We start from the raw sequence: 13,642 nt of genomic DNA, 5'->3' as shown, positions 1-13,642 counted from the left end.
CGGGCCGGAATGCAGTCTGCTGTCCAGCTGAAACAGGTCGATATCAGCTTCTCGGTCAGTGGGAGGCCGCCGTTCCGCGCGGTGGCCGGCGCCGATCTGAGCGTGGCGGCCGGGGAATTCGTGGCCATCGTCGGCCCGACGGGATCGGGCAAATCGACGCTGCTGAACGCCGCCGCCGGCCTGCTGCGCCCGTCCGCCGGAACCGTCCTGATCGAGGGGAAGCCGCTGGACGGGCTGAACCGCCGCGCGGGCTACCTCTTTCAGGCCGACGCGCTGATGCCGTGGAAAACGGCCCGCGACAACGTCGCCATTTCCTTGGAAATCGCCGGCACGCCCCGGCGCGAGGCGCTGGCGCAGGCCGACGCCTGGCTGACGCGCGTCGGGCTTCATGGTTTCGGCGACCGGTATCCGCACATGCTGTCGGGCGGGCAGCGCAAGCGCGTGGCGATGGCGCAGGTCCTGATCCGCGATCCGGCAATCCTGCTGATGGACGAACCCTTCGGCCCCTTGGACGCCCAGACCCGGCTGATCATGGGCGACCTGCTGCTGGACCTGTGGCAGCAGGATCGCAAGGCCGTGCTGTTCGTCACCCATGATCTGGAGGAAGCGATCTCGCTGTCCGACCGCGTCGTGATCCTGTCCACCGGCCCCGACGCGCGCATCATCGGCGATTTCCCGATCCCGCTGGAACGCCCCCGCGACGTGTCCGAAATCAAGCTGACGGCCGAGTTCCAGAACATCCACCGGGACATCTGGCATCTGCTGAAAGACCAGGTGCTGAAAGCCTATGCCGTGAAGGAGCCCGCCCGATGACCCGCAGCCGCCTTCTGGCGCTTCAGGCGCTTGTCGCGATCCTTGCCATCGCCTTCTGGTGGGTGCTGACCAACACGTCGCTGTTCGGGGATCCGGCGCGGACGCAGTTCTTCTTCTCCACCCCCCTCGACGTGGCGCGCCAGATCGTCACCTGGTTCTCCAGCGGAGAGATCTGGTATCACCTCTGGATCACGCTGGTGGAGGCGGCCCTGGCCTTCATCATCGGCACGGTGGCGGCGCTGATCCTCGGCTTCTGGCTGGCAAGGCGTCCGCGCACGGCCGCCGTCTTCGACCCCTACGTCAAGGCCGCCAACGCCCTGCCCCGCGTCGTGCTGGCGCCGATCTTCACGCTGTGGTTCGGGCTGGGCATCTGGTCCAAGGTCGCGCTGGGGGTAACGCTGGTCTTCTTCATCGTGTTCTTCAACGTCTATCAAGGCGTGAAGGAGGTGAACCGCACCGTGCTGCAGAACGCGCGCATGCTGGGCATGACGGAACGGCAGCTTCTGCGTCACGTCTACCTGCCCTCCGCGCTCAGCTGGGTGTTTTCGTCCCTGCACGTGTCGATCGGCTTCGCCGTCGTGGGCGCGGTGGTGGGCGAATATCTCGGATCCGCGGCCGGCCTTGGTTACCTGATCGCGCAGGCCGAGGGGATGTTCGACATCGCAGGCGTCTTCGCCGGCATGTTCGTGCTGTCGGCCTTCGTCCTGATCATCGACGGGCTGGTGACGCTGGTCGAACGACGGCTGCTGGTCTGGCAGCCCGATCACGACGGGCATCATTGATTTCAAACAAGGGGGGAGACACCATGAAACTGACGGGACCCATCCTGGCCGCATTGCTGGCCAGCGCGCTTCCGGCGGCGGCGGACACGGTCCGGATCGCGGTCGGGGGCAGCAGCTGCATCTGCTATCTGCCCACCGTTCTGGCGGCAGAGCTGGGCCATTTCGAAAAGCACGGCGTGGATGTGGAGCTGATCGACTTCAAGGGCGGTTCCGCCGCCTTGAAGGCCGTGGTCGGCGGCAGTGCCGACGTGGTGTCGGGCTATTACGAACACACGATCAGCCTCGCCGCGAAGCAGCAGGCGATGTCGGCCTTCGTGGTGCTGGACCGTCTGCCCGGCATTGCCCTGACCGTGGCGCCGGGCAAGGAGGGGGAGATCACGTCCGTCAAGGATCTGGAAGGCCGCACGGTCGGCGTGTCGGCGCCCGGATCCTCCACCGACTTCTTCCTGAAATACCTGCTGGCGCGCGAAGGGCTGAAGCCCGACGCGGCCTCCGTCGTGGGCGTGGGCGTGGGGGCGACGTCGGTCGCGGCGCTGGAACAGGGCCGCATCGACGCGGCGATGACGCTGGATCCCGCGATCACCCAACTGAAGAACCTGAACCCCGACCTGAAGCTGCTGATCGACACGCGGCAGGAAGCCGACACCCGCACCCTGTTCGGGGCCGATTATGCCGGCGGCGCGCTTTACACCCGTCAGGAATGGATCGACGAGCACCCCGGGGAAACACAGGCCCTGGCCGCGGCCATCGTGGACACGCTGCACTACATCCACGACACCGATCCTGCGGAGATCGCGGCCCAGATGCCCGAGAACCTGATCGGCGACCCCGAGCTTTACATCGAATCCCTGAAAGCCAGCATGGAGATGATCTCCACCGATGGCGTCATGGATCCGGCGGCGGCCGAAGCCGTGCTGAAGGTGATGCAGTTCAACTCTCCGGAAATCGCGGCGGCCGGGATCGACGTGTCCAAGACCTACACGAACGCCTTCGTCGAGAAGACGAGTCAATAATCCCGACGGGCCGCCATTCCAGGGGGGGCCCGTCCGTCCCGAAAAACAAGCACGTCCTTTCCCGGAGAAACGGAAACAACAAGGGGCGATCGCATCGCAGGATCTTTTCTGCCCGCGACCGCGGCCGCGCAAGCCGCCCTTCCGCCCGAAGCTTTGTCTTGCCCGAGTCCCGGCCACTCCATAAGCTTTCCGCAGGATCGCACCCACAACAGCGCGAGGAGGCGCGGGGTGCGGGGTCCGTCAGGGAGGGGACATGAGGATTCTATTGGCGCTGTCGCGGCGCATCGACCAGCTGAACACGATCATCGGCAAGGCGGCCTCGTGGCTGATCCTTGCGGCCGTGCTGATCAGCGCGATCAACGCGGTGATGCGGAAGGTGTTCTCCGTAAGCTCCAACGCCTGGCTGGAGGCGCAGTGGTACCTGTTTTCCGCCGTGTTCCTTCTGGCCGCCGGCTACACGCTTCTGGCGAACGAGCATGTGAAGGTCGACCTGCTTTACAGCACCCTGTCGCGCCGCAAGCAGCTGTGGGTGGAGGTGCTGGGCACGATCTTCTTCCTGTTCCCCTTCTGCCTCATCACCATCTGGCTGTCCTGGCCGGTCGTCGCGGCCAAGATCGCCTCGGGCGAGGTGTCGAACAACACCGGCGGCCTTATCCAGTGGCCCGTCTGGATCCTGATCCCCATCGGCTTCGGCCTTCTGGCGCTTCAGGGCCTGTCCGAACTGATCAAGCGCATCGCGATCCTGCGCGGGGTCATTCCCGATCCGGTCCTCGTGGCCGACGCCGAAGCGGCGAGGCTGTGACATGAGCTTCCTTGCGGACAACCTCGCCCCGATCATGTTCCTGTCGCTGATCGTGGTGCTTCTGATCGGCTATCCCGTGGCCTTTGCGCTGGCCTTCGTGGGCTTCGTCTTCGGCTTCATCGGGATCGAGATGGGGCTTCTGCCCATCAACCTGTTCCAGGCCATCCCCGACCGCATCTTCGGCCAGATGTCGAACGAGACATTGCTGGCCATCCCCTTCTTCACTTTCATGGGCCTGATCCTGGAACGGTCGGGCATGGCGGAAAAGCTGCTGGACACCGTGGGCCAGCTGTTCGGGCCGGTGCGGGGCGGGATCGCCTTTGCCGTGATCCTGGTGGGCGCGCTTCTGGCCGCCACCACGGGGGTCGTCGCGGCCTCCGTCATCTCCATGGGGCTGATCAGCCTGCCGATCATGCTGCGCTACGGCTATGACCGGCGGGTCGCGGCGGGCACCATCGCGGCCTCGGGCACGTTGGCGCAGATCATCCCGCCCAGCCTTGTGCTGATCATCCTCGCCGACCAGCTGGGCCGGTCGGTGGGCGACATGTACAAGGGCGCGCTGGTGCCCGGCCTGATGCTGGTGGCCGCCTATGCCGCCTTCATCGCCATCACCGCGATCGTCAGCCCGCAGAAGGTTCCCGCCCTGCCAGCCGAGGCGCGGACCCTGCGCGGCTGGAAGCTGGCGGGCCGCGTGCTCACCTCGCTCGTGCCGCCGCTGATCCTGATCTTCCTGGTGCTGGGCACGATCTTCTTCGGCATCGCCACACCCACCGAAGGGGGTGCCATGGGCGCCGTGGGCGCGCTGATCCTTGCCGCGATGAACGGCCGGCTGACAATGGACCTGCTGCGCCAGTCGCTCTATTCCACCGCGCGGCTGTCGGCCTTCGTGCTGTTCATCCTTCTGGGCGCGCGAGTCTTCTCGCTGACCTTCTACGGGGTGAACGGGCATGTGTGGGTCGAACACCTGATGACCTCCATCCCCGGGGGGGTGCTGGGCTTCCTGATTGTGGCCAACCTTCTGGTGTTCTTCCTGGCCTTCTTCCTCGACTATTTCGAACTGGCCTTCATCATCATCCCGCTGCTGGCCCCGGTGGCGGACGCACTGGGCATCGACCTGATCTGGTTCGGGGTGATGCTGGCGATCAACATGCAGACCTCGTTCATGCATCCGCCCTTCGGCTTCTCGCTGTATTTCCTGCGATCGGTGGCCCCGACGCGCGCCTACCGCGACAAGGTGACGGGGGCCACGATCCAGCCCGTCACCTCGGGGCAGATCTACATGGGGGCGATCCCGTTCCTCGTGATCCAGCTGGCGATGGTGGTGCTGGTCCTGGCCTTCCCGCAGATGGTCACCCACTACAAGTCCGGCGCGGCGGCGGTGGATCCGGCCACGATCCAGCTGAACGTGCCCATGCCCGGCGCGGTCAATCCCTACGGCCCGGCCCCCGCCCCCAGCTTCGGCGGGCCGGCCAGCCCCGCGCCCACCTTTGCCCCGCCCGCGCCGCCCAGTTTCGGTGCGCCACAACAATGACACTGTTTTTGGGAGGAAACACATGACCATCGACCGCCGCAAGTTCCTGACCCGCACGGGGGTGGCCGGGGTGGCCGCCGCCGGGCTCGCCAGCCCCGCCCTCGCCCAGGCCCTGCCCGAGGTGCGCTGGCGCCTGACCTCGGGCTTCCCCAACAACCTCGACACCATCTATGGCGGCGCCGTCGTCATGGCCGAGGCGGTGAAGGCCATGACGGGCGGGAAGTTCCAGATCCAGGTCTTCCAGGCGGGCGAACTGGTGCCCGGCCCGCAGGCCATCGACGCCGTGCAGTCCAACACGGTGGAGATCGCGCACACCTGCGGCTACTACTTCACCGGCAAGAACCCGACCTTCGCCATCGGGTCGGCCATCCCCTTCGGCCTGAATTCCCGCCTGCAGAACGCGTGGCTGTACCACGGCGGCGGGAACGAGGCCTATGACAACTTCCTGTCCGCCTATGGCATCCTCGGCAAGCCGGGCGGCGGCACCGGCGCGCAGATGGGCGGCTGGTACCGGAACGAGATCACGAGCCTGGCCGACCTGAAGGGCGTGAAGATGCGGATCGCCGGCGTCGCGGGCGAGGTGATGTCGCGTCTGGGCGTCGTGCCGCAGCAGCTTCCGGGCGGCGACATTTATCCCGCGCTGGAGCGCGGCACCATCGACGCCGCCGAATGGATCGGGCCCTATGACGACGAACGGCTCGGCTTCTACCAGATCGCGCCCTACTACTATTATCCGGCCTTCTGGGAGGGTGGGCTGACCATCCACTTCTTCATCAACAAGCAGCAGCACGAGGCGCTGCCCGAAGAATACAAGGCCGCGCTGGACACCGCCTGCAAGGCCGCGAACATCAACATGCAGTCGCTGTACGACGCCAAGAACATGGCGGCGATCCGGTCGCTGGTCGGCAAGGGCGCGCAGCTTCGCCCCCTGCCCGCCGACGTGATGCAGGCCGCCTACAAGGCCACGTTCGAGCTTTACGCCGAATATTCCGAACGCTTCCCCGAATGGGCCGCGATCTATCCCGGCTGGAAGACGTTCCGCGACCAGGGCTTCGAATGGTTCCGCGTGGCCGAATACAGCTATGACAGCTACGTCTTCGGTGCGCAGGCCGCCGGTCAGTGACCCCGCAGGGCTCCGGAGAGATCCGGAGCCTTCACAGCTTCCAGAAGAACCAGCCGGTCATCCCGATGCCATACAGGATGATCGCGATCCGCAGGGCCTTTGCCGGGATCAGATGCGCGATCTGCGTGGCGGCATAGCCCCCCAGCGTGACCCCCACCAAGCCGATCGTGCCGTAATACCATGCGATCACCCCGCCCAGCGCGAACTTGATCACCGCCACCAGCGCCACGAGCGCGGAGATCCACAGCTTCAGCCCGTTCATCGCGTTCAGGTCCGCCACCCCGGCCAAGGCCAGAAAGGCCAGCAGCAGGATCCCCAGCCCCGCGTTGAAGAATCCGCCATAGACGCAGACCGCCGCCAGAAACAGCCAGACCACCACATGCCCGCCGCGCACCCGCTGCATCGCGGCGCTGACCTGCTTGCCGAAGGCGAACAGCAGCACGGCCACCAGCATCAGCCACGGCACGATTTGCGCGAACTGTTCGTCCGACACGACCAGAAGCAGCTCCGCCCCCAGCCAACCGAACAGAATTGCCACCAGCGAATAAGGCAGCAGCCGTTTGCGATGCTGCCGGATCGCGGGCCAGAACCCCGCCGCCCCGCTGACATAGCCCGGAAGCGCGGCATAGGTGTTGGTGGCATTGGCCAGCAGCGGCGGCACGCCCGCCAGGATCAGCGTGGGCATCATGATGAACGATCCCCCACCGGCAAGCGTGTTCACGGCCCCGCTCAGCAGGCCCGCCATCAGAAGCAGCACTTCCGTCATCGTCGTCGCATCCTCCTCCACCCACCGTGGACGATAGGCGGGGGCGCGGCCGAAGTCGATCCGCTTAGAGGGCGTCGCCCTGCCGACGGCCTTCGCCGTCCACCCACCAGCACAGCACCCGATCTTCGGCACGTTGCCGCGCCACATCCTCCTCGGGCGGGGCCACACGGGTGCGGTGGCAGACAAGGCCCGCGATTTCCAGGCTGCCCGTCACCCCATGCCCCAGATGCGCGCCAAGGACGCGGTCGATCAGCTTGGGGGTCAACTCCTCGGGCCGCGCGCAGGCGGGGTCGGCGATGATGTCGGCCATGCGGCGGTTGCGCGCCTCCTCCACCTCCAGCAGGGCGGCCACTTCGGCGCGGAAGGCGGGTTCCGTGGCGACATAGGCCTCCAGCGCCGGCAGGCGGGGGGTGGGCGGCTTCTTCAGCTTCAGCCGCCCTTCGCGATATAGCGTCAGCAGCAGGCGCCCGCCGATGGGCGACACCAGCGCCACCGGCGCGTCATAGAAGGCCAGTTCCCGATCCTCGGCCGACAGGCGCAGCGTGTGGGTGCGCCCGTCCAGCGCGGCCTTGCGCAAGGCGGCCAGCGCCGGGGTGCGGTGGATGTTGGGGATCAGGTCGATCACCGACAGGGCCGGCCTCATTCGGTCGCGGATCATCCAAAGCATCGTGCCATGTCCTTGCGTGCGGGGAAGGACGGTCTTACCCCCTCGGGCACCCGCCGTCCACCGCGCCTAGACCGGCAGGGCCATGACCATCAGCGGGATCGCGGCCATCGCGATCACCGTCTGCACCGCCGTGATCCCCGCCATCAGCGGCGCGTCCCCGCCCAGTTGCCGCGCAAGGATATAGGCCGAGGACGCGGTCGGCAGCACCTGGAACAGCAGCGCCACCGTCAGCGCCGGTCCTTCCAGCCCCATGGCGCGGGCCACCAGAAGCGTCACCACCGGCATCACCAGGAACTTGAACACCGACGACGACGCCACCGGACCGGCCCAGCACCCCGCCGTTCCGAAGTTCAGCGCCGCACCCACGCATAACAGCCCCAAGGGAAGCGAGGCACCGCCCAGCGCGCGTAACGCAGGCTCTACCCCAGGCGGGACGGGGAAGGACAGCGCCTGGAACGCGATCCCCGCGAAGGAGGACAGCACGAGGGGGTTCGTGATCATCTGTTTCAGGATGCCCTTCGCCGTCAGCCGCGCCGAGCCGAAGCGCGCGAAGACCAGCACGCACAGGATGTTGACGGTGGGAACGATGGCCGCGTTGCACACGGCCGCCAGCGCCACCCCTTGCGCCCCGAACAGCCCGCCGGCCAGCGTGACGCCCACATAGTTGTTGAACCGAACGCAGCCCTGGAAGACCGAGGTGAAGGCCGGACCGTCGATCCGCATCAGCGGCCGGCAGCACAGGACCGCGCCCGCCACCGCCACCGTGGACAGCACAAGCGACAGGGCCAGCGCCCCCACGGGAAGGCCGCCCAGATCGGCGGTGGCAAGGCTGTCGAAGAACAGGCAGGGCAGCAGGACGTAATAGCCCAGCCGTTCCGCCTGCGGCCAGAAGTCCGCCTTCACGAAATCCCGCCGCCGAAGGATCGCGCCCAGCCCGATCAGCAGGATGACCGGTATCAGGGCCAGCAACACATTCAGCGTCATCCGGCGACTCTCCCCCTCAAGACCTCATGGCCCTTCCCCCCGCCGACGACCGCCCGCGTCTGGTGACGTGCGACGCGCCGGGCCGCAACATCAAGTTCACGATCGTAAGGGCCTTCTGAGCGTTCCTGTTCTTTTCCTTGCCGCAGCCTACCTTTGGTCCTCGCCATGGCTGCGACGAGGTCCGTCATGAACGTGTATCTTGAAAAGATCGACCCGCAGCGCAACTGCTGCCGCTTCTACCTTCTGCGCATCGAGGCGGACCTGTTCGCGGGCCACCAGCTGATCGCGCAATGGGGACGGATCGGATCGCAGGGGCGCAGCACGATCAAGGGATCGGGGTCCATGGAGGCCTGCCGCGACCTGCAGACCCGCATCGCGCGGTTGCGCCAAAGGCGAGGCTATGCCCTGCCCTGAGGTCACAGCATCTGCCATATCAGCCGCAGCGCCATCGCGGTGGAGGTGACGACCAGCAGCGGCTTGATGACGTTGGCACCGATCCGCATCGCCAGCATCGCGCCCAGACGCGCGCCGGCGATCGCCGCCACGGCCATGGCCAACCCCGTCGCCCACAGGGGCGCACCAAAGGCCGCGAAAACCAGCAGCCCGCCCAGGTTCGACGCGAAGTTCAGCAGCTTCGTGTGCGCCGTGGCCTTCAGGATGCCGTAGCCCGCCAGCAGGACGAAGCCCATCATGTAGAAGGACCCCGCCCCCGGCCCGATCAGGCCGTCATAGCCCGCGATGATCGGCACGAAGAAGGTGGTGAAGGCCAAAGGCGTCACCCGCTGCACGCGATCCGTGTCCGAAAGGCCCGGCTTCAGCGCGAAGAACAGCGCGATCCCGATCAGGATCACCGGCAGGATCAGGCGCAGGGCGTCGGTCGGGATCCACCCCGCCACCGCCGCCCCCAATCCGCCGCAGATCAGCGCCACCAAGGCCCCCAAACCCTGCCGCCGCAGATCCACATGCCCCGCCCGCGCATAGCTGAGCGCCGAGGTCGCCGACCCGAAGACCCCCTGAAGCTTGTTCGTGGACAGCGCCGTGAATGGATCCACCCCCGCCATCAGGAACGCGGGAAGCGTGATCAGACCCCCGCCGCCCGCGATGGCGTCGATGAAGGCGCCCAGAAAGGCCGCCGCCAGCAAAAAGGCGACCAGTTCAGCCGAAAGTTCGAACATGTCATTCCCGCCAAGCGTCGCGCACCCAGGCGGTGGGCTTCATGTAGTGGCGCAGATACCGCCAGCGCGAACCGTCCTTGTGCTTGCGGTTCAGGCCACGCAGATGCTGCCACAGGCTCCACCCCTCGCGCCCGACCCAGCCGCCCTGGATGGCGTGTTCGGGATGCACGCCGCCGGGGAAGATGACGATCTTGGTGCCCTTGGGCAGGCGCGGCGTCAGGAACAGGTTCAGCGGGAAGGTGTGCATGCACTGATAGCGGAAATGCTGCACCCAGCGTTTGGGAAACAGATCGACGCCCCCCGGCGCGTTGCGCGTCACGAAGCGCTGTTCATAGCGGTATTCGTCGGCCACCGCCTGCGGATTGGCTAGGAACGTTTTTTGCAGCGACACAAGCTTGCCCACCGGGAACCGGAAGACCGAGGTCTGGCCCACACGCTCGAACGGCTTGGCGGGGTTGCGCGACAGGATGACCTCGTCCGGGCCGCCATAGGTGAAGAACTCGTCGAGGTTGCCGGTGATCACCAGATCGAGGTCCAGGAACAGCACGGGGCCTTCCAGGGTGCCCAGACGCTCGCTCCACAATCGGGCCTTGGGCCACTTGCCCTTGGTGTTCACGGGCATCACGAAGTCGAGTTCGGGCAGCGGCTGGCAATCCACCTCGGGGCGGACGCCTTCGGTGCTGTCGGTGAAGCAGGTGAAGGCGAAGGGCGGCGTGATGTTGCGGGCCACCATGGCGTAAAGGCGGTTGATGAACCGGGGGCCATACTTCGTGCCCCAGTTGATGCAAATGACCTGCTTGATCATGGGACGCTCCGTTTCGCCTTTTTGCGGTGGTTAGCACGGGCACCGGGGGCGGTCTACTCTCTGCCGTTCGCCCGTGCTCTGGCGGCATGCCGGCGGGCCGTGCTATGGCGGGGCGGATGTTCTGCGGAGGCTTGCCATGACACCGTCCCTCGGCCTGTGGTCGCTGTTCAACCGCATCGCCCCGCCCCCGCCGCGCGGCGTGGTGGAAGGCGACCGGTTCCATGCGGGCGGCGACATCGACGCCGATGTCTGCATCGTCACGAACTGCGCCTTCGTGGGCGGGAACGCCATGACCACCCTGACCGAATACCAGACGCTGACGGCGGCGGGGATGACTGTTGTGATCGTGCACTGCCCGGTCAAGCGGTCGCCCTGGAAGCGGCACCGGATCGCGGAACGCTTCATGCCCTATCAGCACGCCATCGTGCCGGCGCACGCCGTGGGGCAGATCCGCTGCAAGACGTTGATCGCCCGCGGCCCCCGCATGGTGATGACACCGAACTTCGCCCGGCTGATCCCCCGCATCCAGGCGGACCGCGCGCTCTACATCGTCAACAACTCCGCCTGGAACGAGGACGGCAAACCCCTGTTCGACTGGCCCGCCCTGCACCGCCGCGTGGCGGAGATCGGGCTGCCGCGTTCGCGGATCCATCCCATCAGCCCGATCATCCGCGCGGAATCCGACAAGGCGCTGCAAGGGACCGGCATCCCCGACCGGCTCAGCTCCGAAGACTGGCCGCCCGCCTTCCGCACCGACCTGTTCCAGTTCCGCCCGCGCGCGCAACTGACCGCGCCCATCGTGATTGGCCGCCACGCGCGCGACCACGCCAGCAAGTGGCTGGAGGACCCGACCGAACTGGCCGCCGCCTATCCCGACCGGCCCGACATCCGCGTGTCCATCATGGGCGGAGCCGACACGGCGCAGCGGCGGCTGGGCACCCTGCCCGCGAACTGGACGGTCCTGCCCTTCGGCACGACGGGGGTGGAGGCGTATCTGGCGGCGCTGGACGTCTTCGTCTACTTCCCCGCACGCACCAGGGACGAGGCCTTCGGCCGCACCGTGATCGAGGCGGTGATGTCCGGCCTGCCCGTCGTCCTGCCCCCGTTCTTCGAGCCGACCTTCGGAGATCTCGCGCTCTACTGCGAACCGCACGAGGTAGAGGGCGTGATCGACCGTCTGACGGCGGACGATGCTGGACGGCTGCACTACCTCGCCGCCTGCCGCGATGACGCGGCGGCGCGCTTCAGCACCGACACGCTGCTGCGCCGCATGGGGGGCGAGGTCGTCCATCCGCCGGGACTTGATGCCCGCGCCCGCGCCTTCCGTCAGGCGGTGCTGCCCGCGGCCACCCAAGCGTCCAGTTCGGCCACGACCGCGTCCTGATCGGCGGGCGCCATGGCATCCAGGCTCTGGATGCAGATCGTGTCCAGACGCCCCTGCCGCAACGCTTCCAGCACGGCCGCACGTCTGTCCGGTCGGCTGGTCGGTTTCAGATAGCCCGAGGGGCTGGGCGGAACGACCTGCGCCCCGGCCAGAAGCTCCAGATGATGGGCCAGCCCGATCGGGGAAAACTGGTCGGCGCTGCGGAAACGCGGCGCGGCCTGCGCGCGCAGCAGGTCGGGGCGCGCGTCGAAGAACCCCTCCATCGTGGAGCGGCGCATCGGGTGGGGTCGGTGTTCGGCCAGAAAATAACGATCCGTCACCCCCACCAGACGGGCCGCCCGCTGCTGCGCGTCCTTGAACCCGGCCCGCGCGGGTCCCGGCTTCAGCCACGCCTTCAGCCGCGCCAGAACCGGGTTGGGGAAACGGTGCAGGCGCCCGTGCAGCACCGGACGCCCGTCGCGGAAGAACAGATACTCCGCCACCGGCCGCCCGATGAAGATGTCGTCGTTCAGATAGATGAAATGCTCCGCCAGATCCGGGATGCGGAACAGCATCGTCTCGATGGAGCGGGAGCTGAACACCGGCAGAAGGTCCGCATGTTCGCGGTAAAGGTCGCGGTGATCGACGATCCGCACACGGTCGCGCCAGTCGGGACGGTTGGCGAACAAAGCCTCCACCGCTTGCGGCCTCTGGTCGTCGGTGACGATGAAGACGCGGTCCACGAAGGGACAGAAGGTCAGGATCGACCAGACGCCGTACCCGATCTCCCCCCGGCTGGCGAAGCGGGTCGCGGAGCGGGCGTTCGGATGCACCGTGCCGCCCGCGAAGCGCTGACGCTTCGCCGCGTGCGCCGGATCGTCCCCGTCAACCCATGTGATGACCGCGTCCACCATTCCCGTTCCTTCCGGCTGCAAGCGGGGAAACTTGACATTCGGACGCGGGTTTATCAAGTCAAAGCCCGCCGGGTCGCGGCCCTGCACCCCTTGCGCAAAGGACCGCCCGCCATGCCCCCCACCCTGACCCGCCGGCTGGATCTGGCGCAAAGGCGGCTTCGGTTCGCCCTGTCGGCCTCGCCCCTCAACCCCTGGCGCATCCCGACGCTGGCGCGCGAGCCCTTTGCCGGACGGCGTGTCATCATCATCGGCCCGGCCCAGACGGTGACGGACGATCTTCAGGGCGTGGACATGGACGGGCATGACGTGATCGTCCGCCTGAACAGCGGACTGTTTCTGGCCGAACGCGACCCCGCCCGGCTGGGGTCGCGCACCGATGTCCTGTTCCACAACCTGAACGAGGACGGCCCCCGCAGCGCCGGCGCCGTCCCGCCCGAGGTGTTGAAGCGGCACGGGGTACGCACGGTCGTCTTCCCGCATTGGAGCTTCAAGGGCAGCAAGGCCCGCGTCCACCGTAAACGGCGAGAGCTGGAGGGCACCGGCATCGCGCTGAACGTGCCCTCCACCCGCTTCTGCGCGCAGCTTCGGCAGGACCTGACGGGGTTCCAGCCGACCGTGGGCACCAGCGCCATCGCCTGGTTCCTCGGCTGCGATCTGGCGGAACTGGCGATCCACGGCTTCACCTTCTTTTCCACCCCCTATGCGCCCAGCTACAACGATCAGGTCCGCACGGGGGCCGAGGCGATGGCTTGGGCCGCGGCCTCCGACGTGCACAATCCCGCGCTGGAAAAGCCCCTGATCGCCCGCCGGATGCGGGAGGCCGAGGCCCGCGGGATGACCGTCACCCTTGGCCCGAACGTGCGCCCCCACCTGACCTGAGGACGCCTGCGCGAACGGGCTTGCC

15 protein-coding genes are annotated in these 13,642 nt (G+C 67.2%); 9 read left to right on the top strand and 6 right to left on the bottom strand.

The window, feature by feature from the left end; all coding sequences use genetic code 11:
* Positions 1-9: 9 nt before the first annotated feature.
* The 6 genes from ACSHZY_RS06475 (at position 10) to ACSHZY_RS06450 (ending at position 6,064) form a co-directional block, all read left to right on the top strand.
* Positions 10-813: an ABC transporter ATP-binding protein gene (locus ACSHZY_RS06475; RefSeq protein ID WP_435167072.1), complete on the top strand. Its 804-nt coding sequence runs from the start codon at positions 10-12 to the stop codon at positions 811-813.
* Positions 810-1,595: an ABC transporter permease gene (locus tag ACSHZY_RS06470; protein ID WP_435167069.1), complete on the top strand. Its 786-nt coding sequence runs from the start codon at positions 810-812 to the stop codon at positions 1,593-1,595. Before ACSHZY_RS06475 ends, ACSHZY_RS06470 begins: the two co-directional genes overlap by 4 nt.
* Before the next feature lie 23 nt (positions 1,596-1,618).
* Entirely contained in the window at positions 1,619-2,608 is a 990-nt protein-coding gene (locus tag ACSHZY_RS06465; protein ID WP_435167067.1) for an ABC transporter substrate-binding protein, read from the top strand.
* Between the two features lie 253 nt (positions 2,609-2,861).
* Entirely contained in the window at positions 2,862-3,410 is a 549-nt protein-coding gene (locus ACSHZY_RS06460) for a TRAP transporter small permease subunit (protein ID WP_435167064.1), read from the top strand.
* A 1-nt stretch (position 3,411) separates the two neighbouring features.
* Positions 3,412-4,941, top strand: a complete 1,530-nt coding sequence (locus ACSHZY_RS06455; protein WP_435167061.1) for a TRAP transporter large permease — start codon at positions 3,412-3,414, stop codon at positions 4,939-4,941.
* A gap of 28 nt (positions 4,942-4,969) precedes the next feature.
* Positions 4,970-6,064 (top strand): TRAP transporter substrate-binding protein, encoded by a 1,095-nt coding sequence (locus ACSHZY_RS06450; protein WP_435167856.1) that lies wholly within the window; start codon positions 4,970-4,972, stop codon positions 6,062-6,064.
* Positions 6,065-6,095: 31 nt separating this feature from the next.
* On the opposite strand, the gene ACSHZY_RS06445 is transcribed toward ACSHZY_RS06450, so the two are convergent.
* The 3 genes from ACSHZY_RS06445 to ACSHZY_RS06435 all read right to left on the bottom strand — a co-directional run bounded on the left by ACSHZY_RS06445 (position 6,096) and on the right by ACSHZY_RS06435 (position 8,481).
* Complete coding sequence (locus tag ACSHZY_RS06445) at positions 6,096-6,830, bottom strand: sulfite exporter TauE/SafE family protein (RefSeq protein ID WP_435167058.1); 735 nt, start codon at positions 6,828-6,830, stop codon at positions 6,096-6,098.
* A 64-nt stretch (positions 6,831-6,894) separates the two neighbouring features.
* Positions 6,895-7,488 (bottom strand): hypothetical protein, encoded by a 594-nt coding sequence (locus tag ACSHZY_RS06440; protein WP_435167055.1) that lies wholly within the window; start codon positions 7,486-7,488, stop codon positions 6,895-6,897.
* Positions 7,489-7,563: 75 nt separating this feature from the next.
* Complete coding sequence (locus ACSHZY_RS06435; RefSeq protein WP_435167052.1) at positions 7,564-8,481, bottom strand: AEC family transporter; 918 nt, start codon at positions 8,479-8,481, stop codon at positions 7,564-7,566.
* A 186-nt stretch (positions 8,482-8,667) separates the two neighbouring features.
* Here ACSHZY_RS06435 and ACSHZY_RS06430 point away from each other — a divergent pair, with 186 nt between their 5' ends.
* Positions 8,668-8,895 (top strand): WGR domain-containing protein, encoded by a 228-nt coding sequence (locus ACSHZY_RS06430; RefSeq protein ID WP_435167050.1) that lies wholly within the window; start codon positions 8,668-8,670, stop codon positions 8,893-8,895.
* A 2-nt stretch (positions 8,896-8,897) separates the two neighbouring features.
* On the opposite strand, the gene ACSHZY_RS06425 is transcribed toward ACSHZY_RS06430, so the two are convergent.
* On the bottom strand, positions 8,898-9,656 hold the full coding sequence (locus ACSHZY_RS06425) for a TSUP family transporter (protein ID WP_435167047.1): 759 nt from the start codon (positions 9,654-9,656) through the stop codon (positions 8,898-8,900).
* Between the two features lies 1 nt (position 9,657).
* The gene (locus ACSHZY_RS06420) at positions 9,658-10,461 is read right to left on the bottom strand and encodes a glycosyl transferase (protein ID WP_435167044.1); all 804 of its coding nucleotides are present in this window, start codon (positions 10,459-10,461) and stop codon (positions 9,658-9,660) included.
* Positions 10,462-10,597: 136 nt separating this feature from the next.
* Between ACSHZY_RS06420 and ACSHZY_RS06415 the strand changes: the two genes are divergently transcribed.
* Positions 10,598-11,845, top strand: a complete 1,248-nt coding sequence (locus ACSHZY_RS06415) for a glycosyltransferase (protein WP_435167042.1) — start codon at positions 10,598-10,600, stop codon at positions 11,843-11,845.
* On the opposite strand, the gene ACSHZY_RS06410 is transcribed toward ACSHZY_RS06415, so the two are convergent.
* Positions 11,788-12,738: a Stealth CR1 domain-containing protein gene (locus ACSHZY_RS06410; protein WP_435167039.1), complete on the bottom strand. Its 951-nt coding sequence runs from the start codon at positions 12,736-12,738 to the stop codon at positions 11,788-11,790. The two genes, ACSHZY_RS06415 and ACSHZY_RS06410, sit on opposite strands and share 58 nt — an antisense overlap.
* Before the next feature lie 111 nt (positions 12,739-12,849).
* Between ACSHZY_RS06410 and ACSHZY_RS06405 the strand changes: the two genes are divergently transcribed.
* Positions 12,850-13,617: a hypothetical protein gene (locus ACSHZY_RS06405; protein ID WP_435167035.1), complete on the top strand. Its 768-nt coding sequence runs from the start codon at positions 12,850-12,852 to the stop codon at positions 13,615-13,617.
* Positions 13,618-13,642: the final 25 nt, after the last annotated feature.

The organism is Falsirhodobacter sp. 1013 (genome assembly GCF_051195255.1).
In the GTDB taxonomy this organism is placed as follows: domain Bacteria; phylum Pseudomonadota; class Alphaproteobacteria; order Rhodobacterales; family Rhodobacteraceae; genus Falsirhodobacter.
Note: the sequence above shows the minus strand (reverse complement) of the source record. Positions and strands in the feature narration are given on the sequence as shown.